Here is a 21978-nt window from a genome sequence, read left to right as displayed (position 1 = left end):
TGCAGGGCTCACGTGAGTCGCTTGCGGGCCAGAATCTCTTGAGACTCTGGCCCGCAACGTCTTCACCTAGACACCTAAACCAGCCTCCAACTCTCCATCGTCCCCGATCACTTTCGACTCGGCAGGGGTGCTGCCACTTAGGACAATACCGTGTTATCATACTTTCAAAATCTGCGCCTCTGAACACGCGGCGCCGGTAACCATCTGACGTTAACATGAGTGGGTTAATCATCAAGGAGGAATCATGAGAGGGAAGCGTTTGATCATGACCGTGTGCAGTATCGTCGCCGTTGCTTCGTGGAGTACGGCCGGATGGGCAGCTCCCGAGGCCGATCCCCTAAAGCCGCGTGTTCCGGAGGCTGAACGTCCTGATGCACGAAAAATGAAGAGCCCAATAACCGTCACACCAGAGGTGCTCGCCAAAGGTAAGGAACTCTATGAAGGCAAGGGCACCTGTGCGAATTGTCACAACCAGAACGGAAACGGAGAAGGCGCCGGTGGGATGTTGTTGTCGCCGGGTCCCCGAAACTTCACGAACTGCAAGTTTCATAAGAAGCGGAACGACGGGGAACTCTTCTGGGTCGTCAAGAACGGGAGTCCCGGCACCGGCATGCCGGCCCTTGTGAAGGGCGGCGTGCTCACCGAAGAGGAAGCCTGGACGATTATTGCCTACGAACGGACCTTCTGTAATGACGCTGAATAACCGCTGAAGACATCCAGCATCGTGCATTTCGAAACGAGCTGTAGGTCGACCCGTTCGACCTACAGCTCGTTTTCCCTCCCCATCCATCCTCCAGACCCAGAAGAAGCTAACCAGATTGACTCGCCGGACTTAAGCTGCTCAGAGCTCCAAGCACCTTAATGCCACCTGGGATTCTTGCCCCTCTCATCTATACCCTTTTCTTCCTCACCCAAATGGGTGTAGGCTTAGAATAAGTTGCACTGGTTCTTTAGGAGTCCCAAATAAGGAGCACTCCGATGAACCTTCCCGTGTTCCTCTTGATCTCAAAAGACCCCGGTCTCAGGCGGCTCCTTCAAACCGCATTTCCCCACTCAAGCGTGCACTCGGCGGGCACGGTATCAGAGGGACTTATTCTCTGGTCGAAAATTTCGCCATCTCTGGTTGTCGGCGAAGGGAGTCCGCATACGCTGGCCCCCCTGCTTGAATATGCCCGCCAGGGTCCTGGATTCCCGGCTGTGGTTGCGATCGGGGATCGCGATTCCGTCAAAGACGCGGTTGAGATCATGCGCGCCGGCGCGGCGGATTGCTTGACCAAGCCGATTCTTCTGGAAGATTTGCAGACTGCCGTTGCTCGAGCACTTCACCAACCTTGGCCTGTTCCATCCTTCTCTCCGCATGATCCGTTCGCCTCGATCATCAGCGTCTCGCCGCAAATGAACCTGATGAAGCAACTGGCCAAAGAAGTGGCATCGTCCGATGCGACCGTTCTCATTTCCGGAGAAAGTGGAACGGGCAAGGAACTATTTGCAGAGGCCATTCACCGTGAGAGTCCACGAGCCGCCGGTCCGCTGGTTGCGCTGAATTGCGCCGGCATTCCTGAAAATCTCTTGGAAGCCGAACTATTCGGGTATGAATCCGGCGCCTTCACCGACGCCAAGCGGGCCAAGCCTGGCCGCTTTCAAATGGCTGAGGGGGGCACGCTCTTTCTCGACGAAATCGGAGAAATGAGCCCAATGGCCCAAGCCAAACTCCTGCGGGTGCTGGAAAACCACACGATCGATCCGTTGGGCGATACTCGAAGCCACAAAGTGAACATCCGAATCATCGCCGCTACGAATGAAGACCTGCTCGCACGTATCAAAGCCGGCCGGTTCCGACTCGATCTCTACTATCGGCTGAATGTGTATCAGTTACGCATTCCCCCCTTGCGTGAGCGGCTTGAAGACATTGAGCCGATTCTCCTGATTTTTTTGGATCGGGCCAGAAAGGAACGCGGGTGCCGCATCAAGACCGTTGCGCCATCGACTCTTGCCGTTCTTCAGAAGCACGAGTGGCCCGGCAACGTCCGGGAACTGCACAACGTCGTCGAATGGCTGACGATTACGTGCAAAGAAGAGATGATCGAGCCCCACCATTTACCGGCTTCTGTGAAAGCCCGTCCCTCAACAGATACCCTGAGTCTAGAACCCAGACCGTCGCTGCTGGCCTTTGGGTTGTCGTTCCAGGAGATGGAGAAGAAGATACTGGAAGAGGCGTTGAAAAAAACCTCGGGCAACGTATCGGAAGCCAGCCGTCTCCTCAAGATGACGCGCAACACACTTCGCTATCGCATGGCGAAGTACCAGCTTCAGTAAGGAGGCCGCTCGCGGGAACAACACGGAGAGGTTTGGGTGCGCGCTCCTCCCGTTGAGCATGCACTCAGTCAGCCGACACAGAACGTCTGAATGACCGCAGACCTTGTCCGAGGGACCGAGGGGGTGAACTATGAATCTCGTCCGATGTACCGCCGCACTCACCCTCGTTCTCCTGCACTATGGTTGTGCGTCCACACCCGCACCGCTGCCCGCCGCTCCCGAAAGCAGTGCCATCGCCGTCCGTCACAACGCGGAAGGGATTACCCACTATGAGATGGGGCATTGGCCGGATGCCAGAGCTCACTTCACCTCAGCCACCGAAGCTGATCCGAACCTTGCCGAATCTCACTTCAATTTGGCCTTGACGCTCGACAAACTGGGCCTTCATGCGGAGGCGACGGCCCATTTTAAAAGAGCCGCTGAGCTCGCGCCGGCCAACCCCGCCATCGTTCACTCGAGTGCCTATAGAAGTCATACCGCTCCTCCTTCGCCATCCAGTTACGGCCCAGGCGGGTATGGGGGAATGGGCGGGTACTAGAGCTTCTTCCTGACGGCTTTCCAATCCTTCGCCACTTTCGCTTTGCGCGGAATTTCGCCTTTTAGTGGTTCAGGAACGATGATCGCGTCGAGGCGACGTTGCAGGAAGGCCTCGGCGAAGATTCGTGAGCGCCCGATCCCGGTCTTGATCGTCTTCCAACCTGCAGCGTGGAACTCGTCAACTTTTGCTCCCAAGGCATTGGCATCCGGCGGTAACGCCATCACATAGCCCGTGGGAAACTTGTATGTCTTGAGCCAGTCTCTGGCTTCTGCGGTCGCCTGAAACCCATCCCTCCCTCCCGGCAAGAAGACAAGATAGATGACTCGGTAGTAAAACTGTGTGAGCTTCCCGAGTTCATCCGCCGCCTCGGGCATCGGTTTTTGTGCTGATTCCAGCGTCAATCCGACGGCAGGCACTCGACTGGGTGGCGATTCCTCGATCAGCGAAGACAGCTCGATCATAATGATGGGATTTCTTTTTTCCCATATCACCAGATTGGCTTGGCCCTCCGTGGACGCCACTCGTGGGCTGTTGCCGACACGGACGTGAACCTGTACCAGGCCTTGCGCCTTGGGGGTATAGGCCAAGAAGGCTTTTCCATCCCCGCCGGTCATGGCGGTGGCGACCGTTTTTCCATCGATCACCAATTCGAGCGGTTCTCCACCGAGCATCGCACTCGTGAAAAACCCCTTCGTGATCAATTTCGCTTCAATGGTGGTCGGCTGATTGGGAGACGTCAGCGCATCTTTGACGAGGATGGTTGCAGCGACTTTTTCCCCAGCCTCGAGGAGGGCGGCATTGACGGACATACCGAAGCAAGAAATGAGAAGGAACCAGAGTCTGCAGGAGATGATGGCCGGAAACTGCACAGCCGACGGACTTTCCGCTATGCTTTCAGTGCTTTGAGGACTTCGTCTGCATGTCCATCGACTTTGACCTTCCGAAAAATCGCCTTGAGCTTGCCGTCGGAATCGATGACGAAGGTGCTGCGTTCAATGCCCCAATACTTTTTCCCGTACATGTTCTTCTCTTTGTAGACCCCGTACGCCTTCGAGATTGCGGCATCTTCATCGCTGAGCAACGGAAACGGGAGCCCGAATTTCTTGATGAATTTCTGGTGGGACTCTTTGCCGTCCAGACTCACGCCCACAATGCTGCCGCCCGCCCGAAGAATCTGCGACTCCACATCACGAAAGTCACAAGACTCCTTCGTACACCCCGGTGTATCGTCTTTCGGATAGAAGTACAACACGACCTGTTTGCCCTTGAAGTTCTTCAAGGTCACGGTTTTCCCATGCTGGTCCGGGATTGCGAGTTCCGGCGCGTTGTCTCCGACTGCAAGTTCTTTCGTCATTGATCCATCCTTCATTAATAGCGAGGGGCGCCAAAGTTCGGCCGGGTCGTCCCATAGGGACGCGATTTTGTGCGATTCTTGGTTTCAGGACTTCCGTACGGCGAGAGCGCCGGCGAATCCCAGATGGTTTTGTCTCCGGGAGACAAATCTGCAGCCTCCAAAAAATGTTGCCGAGCAACGTCCGAATCGCCCAGCGCATTCAATGCCAAGGCATAGTTGTAATGGGCAGGGCCGGACTCCGGGGCCGCGGCGACCGCTTGCTCAAAGTACCGCTTGGCTTCTTCGAACTGTTTCGCCTGGTAGGCCTGTGTTCCCTGCTCCGTCAAGACCGTAGCCTGAGACTTCACTTCCCCGTCGAGCGCAAGCGGCACGAGGGGCTTGCGCTTCTGTGAGCACGCGGTTGCGCTTACAAGTATCAGTACGACACCCAGAACTGCCAATCGTTGTATGGTCCTTCCCATAACGGCGCTACCTCTGCCTCAGGTTTTCGTGTGTTTGCGCGTTTCCTCTTCGAACGTCTTCCGATAGAGCACGTCCCACTCAGCACTCCCTTCGACAATGCCCCGCGAATAGGATAACAACTTCGCTCTCACTATTCGATCGATCTCCTGTTCCTGCGCCAACTCGGCAGCCAATACCCGCTTGATCTCTTTCAAGACCCGCTCGTCCCCGCTCTTGACCTTGGTGCCGGTATTTTTCTTGATAGCTGTGAGAACCACATGGGACAGATGACTGACCTTCTCCTCGCTCAACATGCGACACACGACGTGGGCCGCTCGTATCTCGTCGTTCGCAAGCCCTTCACGAAATACGCTTCACGTTTCACGTTTTATAGAATGATGCCCCGTTCACGAACCAACTTCTGCTTCACCATCTGAAACATCTTTTGATAGTCAACCTGTCCCTGCTCGATTTGCTGTTCATACGCCTTCAGCATGTGCCGCACTTCTGCGTTCACACGATCCTCTGCCGATAACTCGTGCGTAATGGCCTGATCGAGGGCATCGATGAATGCCTTGCGTTCTCCGACCAGCTCAACATGTTTCTCCCCTTGGAGATGCCCCGCGAGGCTCTCGGCCATATGTCGTACACGTTCTTTCGAGAGCCGCATCGTCTTCACCCCGGTTCAACTAGGATCGTCGATGCATCCATTACTCGTCGGAGTTGCGTCGCATCCCCTATAATCGTTCCGATAATATTCACTCGATCCGCCGGGACTGGATCAGCACCCAAACTCATCGGTGTTCGCCCAAAAAAGATGGCCAGAACCTGCCCCGCTCCCCAGAAGGCGATGTCTCCGATCTTCACCTGAGTCGTCGCCGTTTCCCGATGGTCGCGAACTCCGGGAATTGGAAAGTAAAACTCTTCCCCCCATGTATTAACGGCAGCCTTGACCGGAAGTGCCGCGTACACTTGGTCCGCCGTCTTAGTCTTTCTCAGTTCCGCCTCCAGCCGAACTCCAGCTATCGTAATGCGGATTCGCTTCGCCGGCACAATCATGTCAGCAATCTACCAACTGCAACCTTCGTGGCGGTACGAACTCTAGCTTGTCTCCTAGGCGAAATCAAGGTTACAATCCCTCCCTATGCTCACTTCCAACTTCATCCTTCTTCCGGACACGGAGCCTGCCGGAGGACGCCACTTGCTGGAAGACCTGCTTGACCGGTTTGGTCTCTCCTCATTATCCAACGGCCTTCAGCCGGCATATTCCCGATGAGCGCTTGGATCGGCATCGGTCGGAGCGAGATCGGCCTGGTTCGCACCATGAATCAGGATGCGTACGCTATCATTGATCATTTGGGAATTTGGGCTGTGGCGGATGGGATGGGCGGGCATGCCGGCGGCGAAATCGCGGCCCAGGTGGCCATCGCGACGATCCAAGCCCAAGCAGCGTCGGCGAGTGACCTGCTTCGAAATGGTCAGGTGCCTCCGACGGATGTGTTGACTGACCTGATCAGCCGGGCGCATGAGGCGATCCTCGATCGAGCCAAATCGAAATCGAAGCTGAAAGGGATGGGCACGACCATTGTGCTGCTCGCGATTGTGCCGACTCAAACACCGGTTGCGTATCTCGCTCATGTCGGCGACAGCCGCGCCTACCGATTTCGATCGGGCACGCTTACTCCGCTGACCAAAGATCATAGTGTGATCGAAAAATATCTGGAGCGCGGTATCTTAACGCCGCAATCGGCGAAAACCCATCCTGAACGGCATGTCCTGACCCGTGCGTTGGGCGTGTCGGCGGCGGCAAACCCCACCATCGCAGCATTCCCCATACTCGATGAGGATCTTGTACTGCTCTGCTCGGATGGTCTGACCAAGATGTTGGAGGATGAGGACATTCAGCGCGTTCTTGCCGATGGCGACATCGACCCCGCTCAGGTCTGCGAGCGCCTCGTTACAGCGGCGCTGGATCGCGGAGGGGAAGACAACGTGACAGTCGTGGTCGTGGCCCGTCGATAGGTCAGGTCGTACTTCGTTGTTGACATGGCCCATCAGGCCGTGTACGTTTCTTGGTCATTTGAAACTTGGCAAGCCTATGGAGTTCTCTATGCCCCGTGCGGGATCGTTTGTTTGTGGAAGCCTGCTCCTTCTCATCGGTCTCGCTCCAACCGTGAGAGCCTCGGAACCTCCCGATCCGGAAACCGCCATTCGCCAGATGGTACGCGCCAACGCCGAAAAAGATCTCCCGACGCTTTCTCGCCTGATGGCGCATGACGCCGATATCGTCAGTTACTCGGTCGGTGGTCGCAAATATGTCGGCTGGCCGGAGTTTGAACAAGAAATGCGTGAAGAATTTGTCAACACGCAGAAGATTGAGATCCCGATTACTGAGCTCAAGGTCTGGACGAAAGGCGACCTGGCCTGGTTTACGATGGAGCTCGACTATACTCGCTATGTCGGCGAAGGATCCGCCGTGAAACGGACGGTACTTCCCTTAAGAGAAACGGGCGTGCTCGAACGCCGTGCCGGCCGTTGGCAACTGTTGTCGTGGCACGAATCGTTTCGGTCCGCTCAATTGGGAGGCCCGCTGGCTTCACCGTCGATGGCTGCAGGATCGCAAAAGCTTGTCAGTGGCGCGGCTGCCGCAATGCCGGATGTGAGTGGGGAATGGGATATTCTCGAAGTCGAGGACGAAAAACGCTACAAGGCGACATTGGACAAGAATGGGAACGGCCCCTACACGCAACACGGCGGACGGTTTGTCACAACAAAAATTGAGAACCGACTGTGGCAAGGGACCTGGCACCAGCCCGGCAACGACCGCGAAGGCGGCTTTGAGGTCCTCCTCTCGGAAGACGGCACGCAAGCAAAGGGAATCTGGTGGTACACGCGAGTCGATACGAGAAAAAACATTCCGCCCAAGGAACACGGCGGCACCTATCACTGGAAGAAAGTGACACCGTCACCGGCCAGCGTTCAATGAGCTGGCTCGTTTGTTTTCAGTCATACCACGAAATCGGAGTCCGGTTTAACATCACTGCTTCACTTCCTCTGGGAGGTCTTATGCGCAGATCCCTCGTGTTGTTTATCTCTACCTTTTTCATGATCTCTTCAGCCTACGCCGACGGTGGTGGGCATGAACATCATGCCATCCCCACCCTGAAAAAACAGGTGGGCTCAAAGATTACGTATGGAGAAAATACGGCGACCCTGACCTTTGGTCCCATCGACCTTCCGACGGGCCATGGCGAAGGCGATATGGGTGACTCCATGCCTCGGTTCAACTTCCAATTGCCTGAGGACAAGTATTTGATCGGCTTCAAGTCGGCCCTTTCCACAGTCGATGGAAAGGAATTGCCGAGAAATTACCTGCACCATATTTTGATGATCAACAACACCAGACCGAGCGTGTCGTGCCCGGGTGAGCCGCTCTTCTTCGGTGGAGCAGGACTCGAAATGTCCGAGACGCAATTCCCCGACGGATACGGAGTGAAGCTTTCGGCAGCCGACAAACTCATGACGGTTGTCGCGTTCTATCATGGCGCCCCCCCCACCAAGGACGTCATCGCAACCTTCACAATGTATTTTGCGCCGAAGGCCAAACCGGTCAAAGCGATGGACATCTATCAGGTCGGCGTCAACATCGTCTGCTTCACCAAATTCGGCGATCGGCCCGCGGATCAGACCGATGAAGGAATTGAAATCGGGCCAGGTGTCCAAGTCCGTACGGCACCATTGAAGTTCAGCATGGACGGTTGCGTCAAATACGCCTATCCGCACGGACATGATGAGTTGCTCTTGATCGCGTTGGAGAATAAAACCAAGAAACAGACCCTCCTCCGGACAGTACCGGATGTTGAGTCGGACGGAACTCTCCGCGAATTCTTACCCCATCAAGTGTACAAAGACGGCCAAGGATTCCCTATCTCGAAGGACGATGACTATGAGATGGTGATGGTCTACCATCATTCTTTGCATAAAACTGAACTCCAGCACGGCATGGGCAATTACTTGCTGTATATGACGCCGGGTACCTGTCCGGCACCGACACGGAGTGCCTCCGTCACTCCCTAAACTCAATGTCATCACCTACCGGCCGATCATTGGCCGGTAGGTGTGCCGACCGCCCATACAGGTTCCTTCGTCTGCCCGCTCTTCCGGAGTTTTGTCGCTGATCTCGGCGATTGGTCCCTCCTCCTCGCTCTACACGGACAGTCGATATCCGATCGTACTCAGTCATGTCAAAAACCCAAATCCGCTGGCTGAAAGGGCACCCGGCGTGTATACTTCACACCTAGTGATGATACGTAATAGTCTTTTCACCACGCATCACCATAGGGTGGCATGAAGTATCGCTCATCACGCCCATGACCGTTCGCACCTCTCCCCAACCGAATACCCCACTATCAGGGACGGAGTCGCTGCAACAACTCACACGATTCATGCGGGACATGGGGCACCCGACGAATCTTTCCGTTATTGCCGAGCGAATCTTGATTGGTCTATCAGAAGCCTCTCAGTACCCGAACGGGTCCCTTTATCTGTTCGAACGTGAGCGCGAGCGTTTTCGTCACGCGCTCTCCTATGGGCAGATAGATACGGCCGCCATGCTTCCGGTGGTGGCCCTCAGCGACCCTCTTGTCCAAGACCTCGTTCGGCGCCGGCACATCCTCGACTCGTCCATGTTGTCCGCTTCGGTCCATGCGACCGCTTCCGACAACGGGATGGCCGCCGTACTCAGTGCTCTCCCCGCAAATCTGGCGATTCCGCTGTTGACTCAAGGCAGGCTGATCGCGTTCGTGCTACTCCGATCTCAAGCTGAAGGCTCTGGGCTCGCGCACCAGGCTACGGATCTGCTGACCGCCATGGCCCAGAGTGCGGCCAATGCGCTCGATTCCCTCCTAATCCATGAAGATCTTCGCCAATCCCAGGCCCTGATGCGACGAACCGATCGCTTGCGTTCATTGGAAATTATCGCCGGTGGTTTCGCGCATGAGATCCGAAACCCCCTGACCTCGATCAAGACGTTCATTCAGCTGGCTCCCGAACGGAAGGATGACCGACAATTCATCGGAGAATTCAGCCGAATGGTGCTCGAGGACGTCCATCGAATTGAACGTCTTATTCAGGAGATCCTCGACTACGCTCGCTACATGGAACCTAAACTGACCGATGAGGACCTGAATGAGATCGTCCTGTCATGCTTGTACTTCATCCAAGTGAAGGCGGACAGACGCGGGATCAAGATTGAAAAAGAGTTGGCGTCCGAGCTTCCCCGTGGCATGTTAGATCGGCAGCAAATCAAACAGGTCCTTTTGAACTTGCTCCTGAACGCGATGGATGCCATTGGCGAAAACACCGGCACGCTCCGGGTTCGAACTCATCGACTCCAGAAACCAGACGGTGAAGTGTGGGCGCAAATCGAAATCGAAGATACGGGACACGGCATCTCGATTGAGAACCTCGATCACATCTTCGACCCATTCTTTACGACCAAGCATGCGAGCCCAGTGAACGAAGGGACAGGATTGGGCCTGACCATCGCACACCAGATCATTCTGGAGCATCGGGGAGAGATTCGGGTTCAGAGCACCGAAGGGATCGGTACGACGTTCCGGATTAATCTTCCTTCCGATCACGGGTAGAACGCAAGGAGTGGATGTGGAGAGCGCGGTCACCAAAAAACGAGTGCTGTTGATCGACGACGAGGCGCGAGTCCGTGCCTCTCTCAAAATGGTATTGGAGCCGATTTACGACATTCTCCAGGCAGTCGACGGGCATGAGGGACTCGATATGTTTCGGAAGGAAGAGCCCGACCTTGTCTTGCTCGACGTCATTCTTCCCGGAACCGACGGTCTGGCGGTGCTTCAAACGCTTCGCATGGAAAAGAAAATAACCCCGGTCATCATGCTCACGGGCACGAAATCCGTGAAAACCGCCGTCGATGCCATGAAGCTCGGGGCAGCCGACTATCTCTCGAAACCGTTCGACGTCGATGAACTTCGCATTGTCGTCGATCGCGCCCTCAACTCTTCCGAATTGGAGCGTGAGGTCAAGCAGCTGCGCGCTCAAGTCGTCCAGCGATATGCCTTTCACAATCTGATCGGGAAGAGTCAGGGCATGCAGGAGATCTACTCAAAGATCGAGCAGGTGGCCGACAGTCGCACCACTGTTCTCATCACCGGAGAGAGCGGGACGGGTAAAGAATTGGTCGCGAAAGCATTGCATTATAACAGTTCACGGAGAGAGCGTCCTTTCGTCGCACTGAACTGCGCGGCTCTCCCCGAAACGCTGATTGAAAGCGAACTCTTCGGGCATGAAAAGGGGTCCTTTACCGATGCTACGGCGCGACGCGTCGGGCAGTTCGAGTTGGCGAACACCGGGACGTTGTTCCTCGATGAGATCGGCGATTTGAGTCCCGTCACACAGGCGAAACTCCTCCGTGTCATTCAGGAGCGAGAATTTACAAGAATCGGCGGTGTGCAGTCGATTAAAGTCGACGTCCGCATTGTGGCAGCGACAAATAAGAATCTTGACGAGCTGGTTCGAAAAGGACAATTCCGAGAAGATCTCTACTATCGCATCAATGTGATCTTGCTCTATCTCCCTCCGCTTCGCGAACGGGGCGAGGATATCCCTCTCCTTGCCAAGCATTTCCTTGCAAAGCGGCTGGAAGAAGAGGGCCGGCCACATATGGAATTTGGGAAAGACGCGTTAGAACTCCTGACTCGTTATCCCTGGCCGGGGAACGTTCGCGAGCTGGAAAACTTCGTCGAACAGGCTTTCATCTGGTCTCAACATGCTTCAGAAATCACCCCGGAACATCTACCGGCATCGATCAAGAGCGACTCCCGCTCAACATCTCTTCGAGACGATACTCTCGCAGGTCGCATGTCTCTCGAAAAAGCGGTGATGGAGTTTGAGCGGGAAATCATTCTCGATGCATTAAACCGAACAAACTACGTACAAACCCACGCCGCCAATCTACTTGGGATCAGCCGCCGCATGCTCAAATACCGCATGGATACGCTCGGCATCGGCCGCCCAGACCAGCCTGTCGGTCAAGATCATGAACAATCAGTGCAAGAATGACACATATTATCCACAAGAATGTCACATTTATGCACAAACTACTACATTCGCCATCTTAATAGATAGGTACCCTAGCAGTATTGCAACCTACCTATAGTTGATATCACGACCCCTACTACTGTATATTGAAGCGCCTTATAACTGACTGAAAAGGAATAGGAATTGCTTTTAAAATGTCGGACTTTTCGATGTTATGAGCATAACTTCTGAGCAGCTTGAAACAAGGCCCACTGTACTAGTTGTTGATGATGAGGCGGGCCCTCGAGATTCTCTTAAAGTCATCCTTCGTCCCTTCTTCGACATCCACGCTGTGGAAAATGCCAAGACAGCGTTGGAAGTTCTAAGAAGCGAGCCTATCGATCTCATTACACTGGATCAGAAGCTTCCAGACCGCCATGGGCTGGACCTCCTTCAGGAGATTAAGCGCGATCATCCCAATGTGGAGGTCGTAATTATCACAGGCTATGGGAGTCTAAGGGCTGCCATGGAAGGCACTCGGCACGGAGCCGCGGGTTACTTGCTTAAGCCGTTCAACATCAACGAGCTTATTACCCTCATCCAGCAGACGATGGAAAAGAAACGCCGACTCGACTTTCTTCGTCATTGCCTGAAGACATCAACAGAGCTCTGGGGATCGGAGGGAGAAAGCGTAGGGGCCTGGGATAGGCTTAAGGCAGGATACTTTGCTCTTTGCACGAAATCAGAGGGTGATTTTGTCTCGGAACAAGAAGGGGGAATGAACCTCCTGCCGCTCCTCTCGGATATCCTGGAGGCCACGGACCGTCAATTGCTTAATCATTCGAGCCGTGTGAGTTTCAATGCCACGTTGATGGCTGCCAGGCTGAGCCTTACGCTCTCCGAACAAAAGACGTTGGCCATGGGAGCCTTCCTGCATGATATAGGGAAAGCCGGCCTTCCATCTTATAGATTTGCAGAAGACCAGATCCTACCGTCAGGTGAGCCGGCCGTGTGTAAGGAACATTGCGACAGAGGTGCGCGGCTGATTAAGCCACTGGGCTTGCCAATCGAGGTAGGGCAAATCATCGCATCCCACCACGAACGATGGGATGGGCAAGGCTATCCTCGCGGACTTCAAGGCGCGGAGATTCCGCTGCTGGCCCGTATTGTCTGCATCGCCCAAGCATTTGATCACCTGACTGCGGACACGCCAGGCCGATCTTCCCTCTCCATCGATGCCGCAATCCACCAGATCTCGCTTCAATCGCATACACATTTCGACCCGCTCCTCCTGGAGCTCTTCATTGACGTCGTAAAGGAATCCACTGCCTCTATTCCCGCCACGACTATCGCCCCTGCCGCATAATTATTCGTGCGCTCCGGCGATCAATTCTGCCGCCGTCGCCCGAGTCTTTTGAGTCACCCGTTCCCCGCCGAGCATACGCGCAATTTCACCCTCGCGGCTCATTCCGGCCAGCACACGCACTGAAGCCACCGTCCGTCCCTTCACTTCCGATTTTTCTACACAGAAATGATGGCGGGCTTGGGAAGCCACCTGCGGCAGATGAGTGATACATAATACTTGATGATACTGCCCCAGCGCCCGTAACCGTTTCCCGATCGTCGCCGCAACCGCCCCTCCGACTCCCGTATCTATTTCGTCGAAGATCAAAACCGGCACATGATCGACGTCGGCAAGGACGGATTTCAGGGCCAGCATCACTCGGGAGAGTTCCCCCCCGGATGTCACGCGAGACATGGGCTTCAACGGTTCTCCGACATTGGCGGACAACAGAAACTCGACACGATCGACTCCATCCGAGCCATACGCCTCGTTCGGCATGACCTGGACCAGGAAGCGTACGGATCCCATTCTCAACGCATCAAGCTCCTTGCCCACCAGTTTCGTCAACCGTTTTGCTGCTTCCTTTCGTTTGTCCGAAAGCCGCCGTGCCAAGTCCGAAACCTTCACCTGTTGTTCATGAATGAGTCGATCATATCGCTCGATCTCACTGTCCGATCGCCAGAGCTGCTCCAGCTCGTCCTTCACCCGCTCATGCGTCGCCAGAACGGCCTCGATAGTCCCACCATACTTCTTCTTCATGTTCTGGATGAGAGCCAAACGATCCTCGATCGCCGTCAACCGCATCGGGTCTGCGTCCAAACGTTCGGTGTAACTACGAAGACTATCTGCGACTTCCTTCAGCAGTACTTTGGCCTCAGATGCGAGCCGACTCGTCCCTTCCATCTCAGGGTCGATGTGGGTCAGTTCACCCAACACGCGTTCCGTCAACGTCACGTTAGTCAAGATGCCATGACCATCACCTTGAATCCGTTCCTGAGCCTCCGACACCAGTTCAGCCAGACGGCGTGACGAACCCAAGCGTTGGCGTTCGGCTTGCAAAACCTCTTCCTCTCCGATACGGCAGACGGCCTCATCCAATTCCTGCCGTTGAAACTTCAAAAGATCTTCCCGCTGCGCCCGCTGCTGCATGGCAACAGCCAGCTCAGCGCGCTCTTGACGGGAACGTACCCAATCCTGATGCGTCGTTCGATACGTGAGCCGCAATTCCTGCAAACGACCGAACGCATCGAGAACTTCAAGCTGAGCGGGATTGGACAATACCGATTGCTGATCATGCTGACCGTGGATATCGATCAACGTACCGGCAAACTCTTCAAGCAGATGGACCGGGCTCAATACTCCGTTCAGGTACACTCTGTTCCTTCCTGATCGGGCAATGATGCGCCGAATGATAAGCTCAGAGTCCTGTGGGCCAAGAATCTCTTGGGCTCGCAGGACTTGGAGGATGGGATGCGCGGGAGGAATTTCGAATGATGCCTCAAGGTGCGCTTCGTCTGCGCCGAACCGAATCTGGTCGTTTGAGGCGCGCCCACCGACCAGAAGGGCCACCGCATCGATTAACAGGGACTTACCGGTCCCTGTTTCGCCGGTTAACACGGTAAACCCTGAGTCTATGTTCAGACTCAGCTGTTCAATGACGGCAAAATTGGTGATACGCAGCTCAGTGAGCATGGCTGCGGCGGCAAGGAATTTTAGCCGGATGCGGGAGACACATGTGCACACTCAAAACGGCGGTCTCGCGAGATCACACCGAGCACAAACGTGAAGCGTATGCTTGAATACGTTGAGCGCCTGAGCGATGCGACAACAACACCAGCCGCTGTGTTCGACACCTCTCTAGGCAGTCCCCGCATGTTGCGCGAGGAGCGAATCGATGACTTCCTTGAATTGGCGTTTTGGCCTGGCTCCTACCAGCTTTTCAACCGGCTGACCATTCTTAAAAAAGAGAATGGTGGGAATGCTCATCACCTGGTAACGACCGGCCACTTCCGGATTCTCGTCGGTGTTCAGCTTTCGGACTTTGAGCTTCCCGTCGTACTCTTTGGCCAATTCATCAACGATGGGAGCCACCATTTGACAGGGGCCGCACCACACGGCCCAAAAATCCACCATGACAAGTTCCGAGGCCTTCATGACTTCGGCATCCCAAGTCGAATCTTCAACTTTCAAGGCGTCACCAGCCACGTCTTCGCCCTCCTTCAGGGTTAAAATCATGCACACACACCTACCACGGCATCGTACCCCACCATTGATTTTAGTGTCAAACGGATCATCGCCCTGTTTGAGCTCCCGTCGATCCATCAGCTGCCCCGGAGGCTTGAGGAGGGAGCCCATAGGGCCCGCCTGGAGCCGCCCACGGAAGGCCACGCTCGCCCCACAGGAGCGGGCTCAGTAGCGTCCGCATCACGACGGTTCCGGTGCTCTCGGTCCAACCGACCCCCGTGAGACTCAACATGAAGCTGTACTGCTCACGATCGGGGAATTTCAGATAATAAAACCCGACCGACCAACACTTGCATGGGTTCTGATACAGCGCCACCGCATCCAATTCAGGACTTCTTCCATTCTTGACGTCATAGTACGCTTTCGCCCCGAAAGCCCATCCCCACGGAGTGCGCACCGCGCCGCCCATCGTGACAAACTGGATCTCCTGTGTCGGGGCATACACCTCGTTGAACGAGATAGGATTCCAAAGATCGCCTCGCCGCACTCGATTGCCTTCTCTCGTGTACCGTTGGCCTACTTCGAAATACCAATTGGTTCCTTCTTGAAACCGAAGATCCGTGTTGAACTGGCTCACGCCTGGCTGATAGGGATCGAAGAACGCGTCAATCGTCAGGTATCGATTTATGGGAGGCCGCATCGCCCAGGCCTGGGCGGCGCGTCCGAATATTGGGGCATCCAGTTGTGAGATCCCCGCAAACGGCGGGAGGTTGTTGCCGATGACGGCCCGCATCCAGATATCAGAAAATTTCTTCCCTTGAATGGATACCGTAGCCGGCTGGAGCGGTTGTGTAACGGACCCCAGGAAGGGAAGGACGCCCGGCGTGAAATCCCGAGCCATCATCTGCACATCGCCGACACGATAACTCTGAGCCACGGTCAGGTCCAACCAGTTGAATGCCGTTTGTTTACCTGATTCCAGCACACGGCTACGCATCATATAGGTCAGCAGATTCTTTTTCGGCAGGTCGTCGACCTGGTCGATTTGAGTCAGTTCGGATTGCCTCGTGGACGGCACATACTCGTACGTCACAGAGGGTTCGACTGTGTGCAACAGGCTACCCCCGTCAGCGAGCGAAAACCGGCGCGCCAGCTTGGAGGTGGCGTCCACCCCCAACCAAAAAGTCTCCCGATGCTGTCCTTCCTCTGACTGCGCTCCCCGCGTGTAATACACCTCACGGAACTTTGCTTGCGGGCGGATCCCAATCATGTGCCCAAGCTGAATTACCTCAGTCGCAATCCCAGGAACCATATTGATCCTGTTGAGCGTAAACCCTTGATCTCGGTAAAAGTTGACGTAATTGCCTTCCATGCCCAACAAGAGAGGCGAATTGAACAGTGAGACGTAGGGAAGGTTGTAGCCGGCCTCCGGCAGACGTTGAAACGTGTCCTTTCCACCGGCTTGTAACGGCTGTAGGTAGAGACCCAAGAGATAGAGGTTGCCGTAGGGCAGCCGCTGGGTCGCCATAAGGTTTGATTCGGCGCTCGGTAAGGCTCGCAGCACCCCCGAATTGCTCAACTGTTGAAGAAAGTTCGGGTCGGTGACCAAATTCGCGTTCGCTCGGAGCAAAAGCGTATCGGTAATGAATTGCGTATGACTACCGGTCAGTGTTGCCCGTGATTTTTCGGCATTCGCTCCGGTGTCGGTCGCGCCCGAGACACCGGAAAGCTGTGTCTGTTGCAAATAGCTCAGATACCACTTTCCACGGGATCGCCGGTCCAGGACATACCGATACTCGACATCCGACCCATATCCCAAGTTACTGTAGTAGGACGGTGAAATGGTGAGATCCTGACTCGGATTGATGGCCCAGAAAAAACTTCCCCGTACGTGGGTGCCGAAGCGACTGTCATACCCGACGGTTGGAATAAGAAATCCGGTCTGGCGTTTGGTCAGCGGATAGGAAAAGGTAGGCAAGGGAATGGTCGGGACATCGAATAGACAGAACCACCCGCTTTTGAACGCCAATGTATCACCCATGCCCATATCAAGATCCTTAAACCGGAACCGCCACGCCGGCACTTCGCCCCCTTGCGCATCACAGTTTGTAAAGCTGCCGTCTTTCGCCCGGTAATGGTATTCTGAAAATCGCTGCAACAGCCGACCCGAAACCAGCGTGTTGGTAGACGGAACGTAGAGTTGCCCGTGCGCGGCGACACCGGCCTCGGTGTTGATATTGATGTCCATCCGTTCGGCCGTGACATCCGCCTGCGGATCCGTTAGATGCACATGGCCAATAGCCGTCAGAATCCCCGGAAGAACCTGAATGGTGACATGATCGGCGGTCAGCCTCATCATGCCCTGTTGGATCACGACCGACCCGTCCGCGTCATACACTTCCGTGTCTTGCCGATAGTCAATGCGTTCCGCAGTGATATCGAGAGGGGCGGATGAGGCGGGCGACGCTCCGGCGCCAACCCGGTTTTCCGCAGCTGATCCAGGATATGGAGAGAGGAAGAGCACGGTGACGACGAGCAGGAGCCACCGGCAGATCCACAAGAAAGGATCTACCATGTTAACCACGGATCGGTGACAGACCACAGCCGCTTACTGCCGCTTTGATATCCCCCAGGAGCATGAGTGATCCGGCTATACAGATAAGATCGTGAGGCATTGCCCGGCTTCTGGCAACTGCCAGCGCATCCATAGGAAGAACGGACTCCGACAGCGAGCCATGCCATTCTTGCAGGGCTGCGCGAAGATCTTGAATCGTGGCAGATCGTGCAAGAGCCGCCTGTGTCAACACGATCTCCGACACCATCGGCAGCAACGGCGCGATGAATCCCCGATGATCTTTATCGCGCATCATGCCCCACACCAGAATAATCCGAGAAGTTGGATGATTTGTGGAATATTCGTTCAGATATCGTGCGAGCGCATGCGCCGCGGCAGGGTTATGTGCGCCATCGAGCAAAACCTTCGGAGACTCATCGATGGACTCTAGGCGACCGTCCCATGACACAGTCCGGAGGCCCTCACGTACGGCCGTGTCATTCGTTGCCAGCCCCAATTGACCGGCAGCTTCAAGCAGTGCCAACGCACAAGCGGCGTTGTCCCACTGGTGGCGCCCTGCCAGGCCGCAAGCCAGCCCCTCGATCACACGTGTCACTCCGCGATACGCAAACACCTTGGAGTCATTCCCTTCAACATGAAACTCGCGGCCCAGCTGCCACAACGGTGCCGTCCGATCGACAGCGATCCGGCGCAGCACGGTTTCAGCTTCCGACCCCATACGTCCCACCACGACCGGTACGGACGGCTTGATGATGCCCCCTTTTTCGAAGGCGATCGCACCCTCCGTGTGCCCCAAGTACTCCTGATGATCCAGACCGATCGTCGTGATTGCGCTGCCGAGCGGTCGTTCCATGACGTTGGTCGCGTCAAACCGTCCGCCCAACCCGACTTCCAGTACGGCGACGTCGACTTCAGACTCTGCGAAGTACAGGAACGCGAGGGCCGTCGTCATCTCAAAAAAAGTCGGCTGCAGATCGTGTTTCAGGGCGGCCCTCAATCGCGTGATCAACTCTCCTACGCGATCTTCCGTGATCACGCAACCATTGACACGAATCCGTTCACGGAATTCGATCAGATGGGGAGATGTATAGAGCCCGACGCGCCGGCCTGAATGTTGAAGCACCGCCGCGGCCATTGCCGCGGTCGACCCTTTGCCATTGGTACCTCCGATATGAAGCACATGAAGTGCGTGGTGAGGATTGCCGACCCTCTCCAAGAGGAGCCGCATGGTCTCCAGACCCAGCTTGATGCCGTGCTTTTGAAGGCTGTAAAGGTATTCGATAACGGAGGAGTAGCTCATCAACAAGCCGGAAGGACGCAGAAGGCTAAAAATGATTCACGAGAGTGCCGACCGTCTCCTTAAGACGCTTGCGCTCGACGATCATATCGATCATCCCGTGCTCGAGAAGGAATTCAGACCGTTGGAATTGATCCGGCAATTGCTGTTTGATCGTCTGTTCGATCACTCGAGGTCCGGCAAAACCGATCAAGGCTTTCGGTTCCGCAATAATCACATCTCCCAACATCGCCACACTGGCCGTGACACCCCCGAACGTAGGATCGGAGAGGATTGAAATGAAGGGCAGTTTGGCTTCTCCCAACTTCGCCACCGCCGTCGACGTTTTGGCCATCTGCATCAACGAGAAGATACCTTCCTGCATCCGTGCTCCCCCGGAGGCGGTCACCAGAATGACGGGCAATTTTAACTCCAAAGCCCGATCGATCGCGCGGCAGAGTTTTTCACCAACCACCGAGCCCATACTGCCGCCCATGAAGCTGAAATCGAACACACACAGCACCACGCGGCGGCCATTCACCGTGCCTTCACCGATCACGAGAGCATCTTTTCGACCGGTCTTTTCTTGGTGTGCCTTCACTCGCTCTCGATAAGACTTGGTGTCGTGAAAAGTCAAGGGATCTTGAGCCTCCAATCCGACATCCCATTCTTTGAACGTCCCGAGATCGATAAGCAATCCGATCCGTTCCGTGACTGAAATAGGGAAATGATACTCGCACTTCGGGCAGACCTTGTTGTTCCGGTCGACTTCTTTCCGATAGACGATTTCCCGGCAGTGATTGCACTTGAGCCACATCCCCTCGCTGCCTTTAGAGCGAGGCGGCGGGACTGATTCTGCCGGCTTGTCTTTCTTGAACCACGCCATGATCGCTGCGCCTATCCAGACCTAAGTGGGCAACCCTCACCTCGATGCGGCCGGGAAAGAATACCATACCCTGATTTCCGATGCACTTTTCTGCCGTGCCGACATCTGAGGAACCATTCGTCTCACTACCCGATCGCGGACGACGTCAACTCGACCAGCATCCACACCCCGACCGAGACACTGGCAAGACTGGCAAAACCCTGTACCCCGACAAAAAGTTGCCGGCTGACCGAACGTGAATAGATGATCGGAACACTGATCGTCAGGCCGATCACCATCATACCGATAATAGACCCTACCCCGAAGACGAGAATCGACAAGAGGCCGGCGACCACGTCTGTCGTTGTGGCAAGAATCATCAACATCAGCGCGGCGGATCCAGCCAGCCCATGCGCCATACCGATACAGAGTGGACGAATCAACTCGGTCATCCAATGCCGATGACGATGATCTTCCTGTCGTTGGTGACTGTGAAAATGAACGTGCGGGCGGCCGTCGTGGTGATGGCTATGCACGTGCCATCGCTCCCGGTAGAGCCTAAAGGCCAACGTGACGCCGAGCAGGATCAGCAAGACGGCCACACACGATTCAGCGATGACTTCGAATTGTGCGGGGATATGAACTCCCCAAGCAAGAACGACCGCCCCTACAAGCAATAAGGTCAGGGTATGCCCGATGCCCCACCATAACCCAACGGCGCCGGACGCCAAGAGCGACGGTCGCTCAGCAAGCACCGTGGAAACCGCTGCAAGATGATCGGTATCCAGGGCGTGCCGCAGCCCAAGCAGAAAGCCGACTCCTAGCAATGTCGCAACCTGCATGTCCGGCATGATCAATCGGGCAGCGGACCTAGACCGAGTCTACTCGGCAAATCTAGAACGATACCGCATTCCATGCACAGAACCACGTTTTATATCGGAGGACACGCCGGACTACACGCACTTATCCGCCACGGGCATGCATCTCCAGATGCGGATCTTGCCGAAGCTGATCAATGTCGATCAACCCTCCGGCTCGAAGCCCAACCCGCTCCAAGGCCTTACGCTCTTCCGCTCCACGATCACGGCGGGTCGTCCATCCGGCCCCGATCATCTCCCGCATTTGCACAGGACTGCTTCCCATACGGAGCGGCTTGCGCAAATCAATACCGGACGTAGCGTACAGGCACAGATACCAAAATCCGTCGGCCGTGACACGACTGCGGTCGCACTGGGCGCAAAAAGGCATCGTCGTCGACGGAATAATCCCAAAGATTGTGCCGTCCGGCAACAAGAATCGCTGGGCTGGAGCACTCCCCCGTTCCGGAAGCGGCGTGACCCGGCCATACCGTCGACTCAAGGATGCCAGGATCATGTCTTGCGACAGAACTTTGTCCATGCTCCACTCGTTCGCCCCCCCAACATCCATGTACTCAATGAAACGAACCTCAGCGTGATAGTGTTTGGCGAATTCGATCAACGCACTCAGTTCATCTTCGTTGAATCCCCGGATCGCAACCGTGTCGAGTTTCAAACTCGCAAAACCCGTCTTACCGACCGATTCGATACCCTCCAACACTCGTGAAAATTCATCGCGCCCGGCCAATTGACGGAACCGCTCCGGTCGGAGCGTATCCAAACTGACCGTCACCCGGTCAAGACCCGCTTCATAGAGCCCTTGGGCATACTCGGCCAACAGAATACCATTCGTCGTCAAGGCCACTTCCTCAATCCGCCGATCCTGCCGCAGCAACCGCACAAACCGTGCAAGGTCCCGTCGCAAGAGCGGTTCTCCTCCGGTCAGTCTGACCTTCTCCACTCCGAGATCGGCGAAGTATCCCGCAAGCGTCGCCATTTCCTCGAAGCTTAGAAGATCCTCGCGTGGAAGCCAGACATACTCCGGTTCCGGCATACAATATTTGCAGCGGAGATTGCATCGGTCCGTGACCGACAGGCGAAGACTACCGAGCGGGCGACCGAATGCATCGCGTAGAGGGGAGATAGAACGCTGCGGCATGGACTGATCCATTGT

At 55.5% G+C, this 21978-nt stretch carries 22 protein-coding genes; 9 read left to right on the top strand and 13 right to left on the bottom strand.

Annotation, left to right across the window (positions count from 1 at the left end; translation table 11 throughout):
- Positions 1-244: 244 nt before the first annotated feature.
- The 3 genes from H8K04_07325 to H8K04_07315 all read left to right on the top strand — a co-directional run bounded on the left by H8K04_07325 (position 245) and on the right by H8K04_07315 (position 2854).
- On the top strand, positions 245-703 hold the full coding sequence (locus H8K04_07325) for a cytochrome c (protein ID UVT17343.1): 459 nt from the start codon (positions 245-247) through the stop codon (positions 701-703).
- Positions 704-978: 275 nt separating this feature from the next.
- Complete coding sequence (locus H8K04_07320; GenBank protein UVT17342.1) at positions 979-2316, top strand: sigma-54-dependent Fis family transcriptional regulator; 1338 nt, start codon at positions 979-981, stop codon at positions 2314-2316.
- Positions 2317-2446: 130 nt separating this feature from the next.
- Positions 2447-2854: a tetratricopeptide repeat protein gene (locus H8K04_07315; protein ID UVT17341.1), complete on the top strand. Its 408-nt coding sequence runs from the start codon at positions 2447-2449 to the stop codon at positions 2852-2854.
- On the opposite strand, the gene H8K04_07310 is transcribed toward H8K04_07315, so the two are convergent.
- From H8K04_07310 to H8K04_07285, 6 genes are all read right to left on the bottom strand, one after another.
- A complete protein-coding gene (locus H8K04_07310) occupies positions 2851-3663 on the bottom strand; it encodes a hypothetical protein (protein UVT17340.1) in 813 nt (270 codons plus the stop codon). The two genes, H8K04_07315 and H8K04_07310, sit on opposite strands and share 4 nt — an antisense overlap.
- A 77-nt stretch (positions 3664-3740) precedes the next feature.
- Positions 3741-4208, bottom strand: a complete 468-nt coding sequence (gene bcp / locus H8K04_07305) for a thioredoxin-dependent thiol peroxidase (protein ID UVT17339.1) — start codon at positions 4206-4208, stop codon at positions 3741-3743.
- Positions 4209-4222: 14 nt separating this feature from the next.
- Entirely contained in the window at positions 4223-4669 is a 447-nt protein-coding gene (locus tag H8K04_07300; GenBank protein UVT17338.1) for a tetratricopeptide repeat protein, read from the bottom strand.
- Between the two features lie 18 nt (positions 4670-4687).
- Positions 4688-4972: a DUF507 family protein gene (locus H8K04_07295; GenBank protein UVT17337.1), complete on the bottom strand. Its 285-nt coding sequence runs from the start codon at positions 4970-4972 to the stop codon at positions 4688-4690.
- Positions 4973-5037: 65 nt separating this feature from the next.
- Positions 5038-5319 (bottom strand): DUF507 family protein, encoded by a 282-nt coding sequence (locus tag H8K04_07290; protein ID UVT17336.1) that lies wholly within the window; start codon positions 5317-5319, stop codon positions 5038-5040.
- A gap of 5 nt (positions 5320-5324) precedes the next feature.
- The gene (locus tag H8K04_07285; protein ID UVT17335.1) at positions 5325-5708 is read right to left on the bottom strand and encodes a hypothetical protein; all 384 of its coding nucleotides are present in this window, start codon (positions 5706-5708) and stop codon (positions 5325-5327) included.
- 213 nt (positions 5709-5921) lie between these two features.
- Between H8K04_07285 and H8K04_07280 the strand changes: the two genes are divergently transcribed.
- The 6 genes from H8K04_07280 to H8K04_07255 all read left to right on the top strand — a co-directional run bounded on the left by H8K04_07280 (position 5922) and on the right by H8K04_07255 (position 13068).
- On the top strand, positions 5922-6671 hold the full coding sequence (locus H8K04_07280; GenBank protein ID UVT17334.1) for a Stp1/IreP family PP2C-type Ser/Thr phosphatase: 750 nt from the start codon (positions 5922-5924) through the stop codon (positions 6669-6671).
- Positions 6672-6759: 88 nt separating this feature from the next.
- Complete coding sequence (locus H8K04_07275; GenBank protein UVT17333.1) at positions 6760-7635, top strand: nuclear transport factor 2 family protein; 876 nt, start codon at positions 6760-6762, stop codon at positions 7633-7635.
- Positions 7636-7715: 80 nt separating this feature from the next.
- A complete protein-coding gene (locus H8K04_07270) occupies positions 7716-8726 on the top strand; it encodes a hypothetical protein (protein UVT17332.1) in 1011 nt (336 codons plus the stop codon).
- 293 nt (positions 8727-9019) lie between these two features.
- Positions 9020-10297 (top strand): hypothetical protein, encoded by a 1278-nt coding sequence (locus H8K04_07265; GenBank protein UVT17331.1) that lies wholly within the window; start codon positions 9020-9022, stop codon positions 10295-10297.
- An 88-nt stretch (positions 10298-10385) separates the two neighbouring features.
- Positions 10386-11744 (top strand): sigma-54-dependent Fis family transcriptional regulator, encoded by a 1359-nt coding sequence (locus H8K04_07260; protein ID UVT17897.1) that lies wholly within the window; start codon positions 10386-10388, stop codon positions 11742-11744.
- A 193-nt stretch (positions 11745-11937) separates the two neighbouring features.
- Positions 11938-13068 carry a response regulator gene (locus H8K04_07255; protein UVT17330.1) on the top strand — a complete coding sequence of 377 codons (1131 nt, stop codon included), beginning with the start codon at positions 11938-11940 and terminating at the stop codon, positions 13066-13068.
- Here the strand turns inward: H8K04_07255 and recN are convergent, their stop codons facing one another.
- The 7 genes from recN to moaA all read right to left on the bottom strand — a co-directional run bounded on the left by recN (position 13069) and on the right by moaA (position 21975).
- Positions 13069-14739, bottom strand: a complete 1671-nt coding sequence (gene recN, locus H8K04_07250; protein ID UVT17329.1) for a DNA repair protein RecN — start codon at positions 14737-14739, stop codon at positions 13069-13071. It lies immediately after the preceding gene.
- A 165-nt stretch (positions 14740-14904) separates the two neighbouring features.
- The gene (trxA, locus tag H8K04_07245) at positions 14905-15282 is read right to left on the bottom strand and encodes a thioredoxin (GenBank protein ID UVT17328.1); all 378 of its coding nucleotides are present in this window, start codon (positions 15280-15282) and stop codon (positions 14905-14907) included.
- A gap of 55 nt (positions 15283-15337) precedes the next feature.
- Positions 15338-17806: an LPS-assembly protein LptD gene (locus H8K04_07240; GenBank protein ID UVT17327.1), complete on the bottom strand. Its 2469-nt coding sequence runs from the start codon at positions 17804-17806 to the stop codon at positions 15338-15340.
- Position 17807: 1 nt separating this feature from the next.
- Positions 17808-19106: a bifunctional folylpolyglutamate synthase/dihydrofolate synthase gene (locus tag H8K04_07235; protein ID UVT17326.1), complete on the bottom strand. Its 1299-nt coding sequence runs from the start codon at positions 19104-19106 to the stop codon at positions 17808-17810.
- Positions 19107-19131: 25 nt separating this feature from the next.
- Positions 19132-19968 carry an acetyl-CoA carboxylase carboxyltransferase subunit beta gene (locus H8K04_07230; GenBank protein ID UVT17325.1) on the bottom strand — a complete coding sequence of 279 codons (837 nt, stop codon included), beginning with the start codon at positions 19966-19968 and terminating at the stop codon, positions 19132-19134.
- A 125-nt stretch (positions 19969-20093) separates the two neighbouring features.
- Positions 20094-20798 (bottom strand): sulfite exporter TauE/SafE family protein, encoded by a 705-nt coding sequence (locus H8K04_07225; GenBank protein UVT17324.1) that lies wholly within the window; start codon positions 20796-20798, stop codon positions 20094-20096.
- 112 nt (positions 20799-20910) lie between these two features.
- Positions 20911-21975 carry a GTP 3',8-cyclase MoaA gene (gene moaA / locus H8K04_07220; GenBank protein UVT17323.1) on the bottom strand — a complete coding sequence of 355 codons (1065 nt, stop codon included), beginning with the start codon at positions 21973-21975 and terminating at the stop codon, positions 20911-20913.
- Positions 21976-21978 lie beyond the last annotated feature (3 nt).

Origin of the sequence: Nitrospira sp. (genome assembly GCA_024760525.1) — a bacterium.
GTDB lineage: Bacteria > Nitrospirota > Nitrospiria > Nitrospirales > Nitrospiraceae > Nitrospira_D.
The sequence above is the reverse complement of the archived record's forward strand: the minus strand, read 5'-3'. Positions and strand labels throughout refer to the sequence as shown.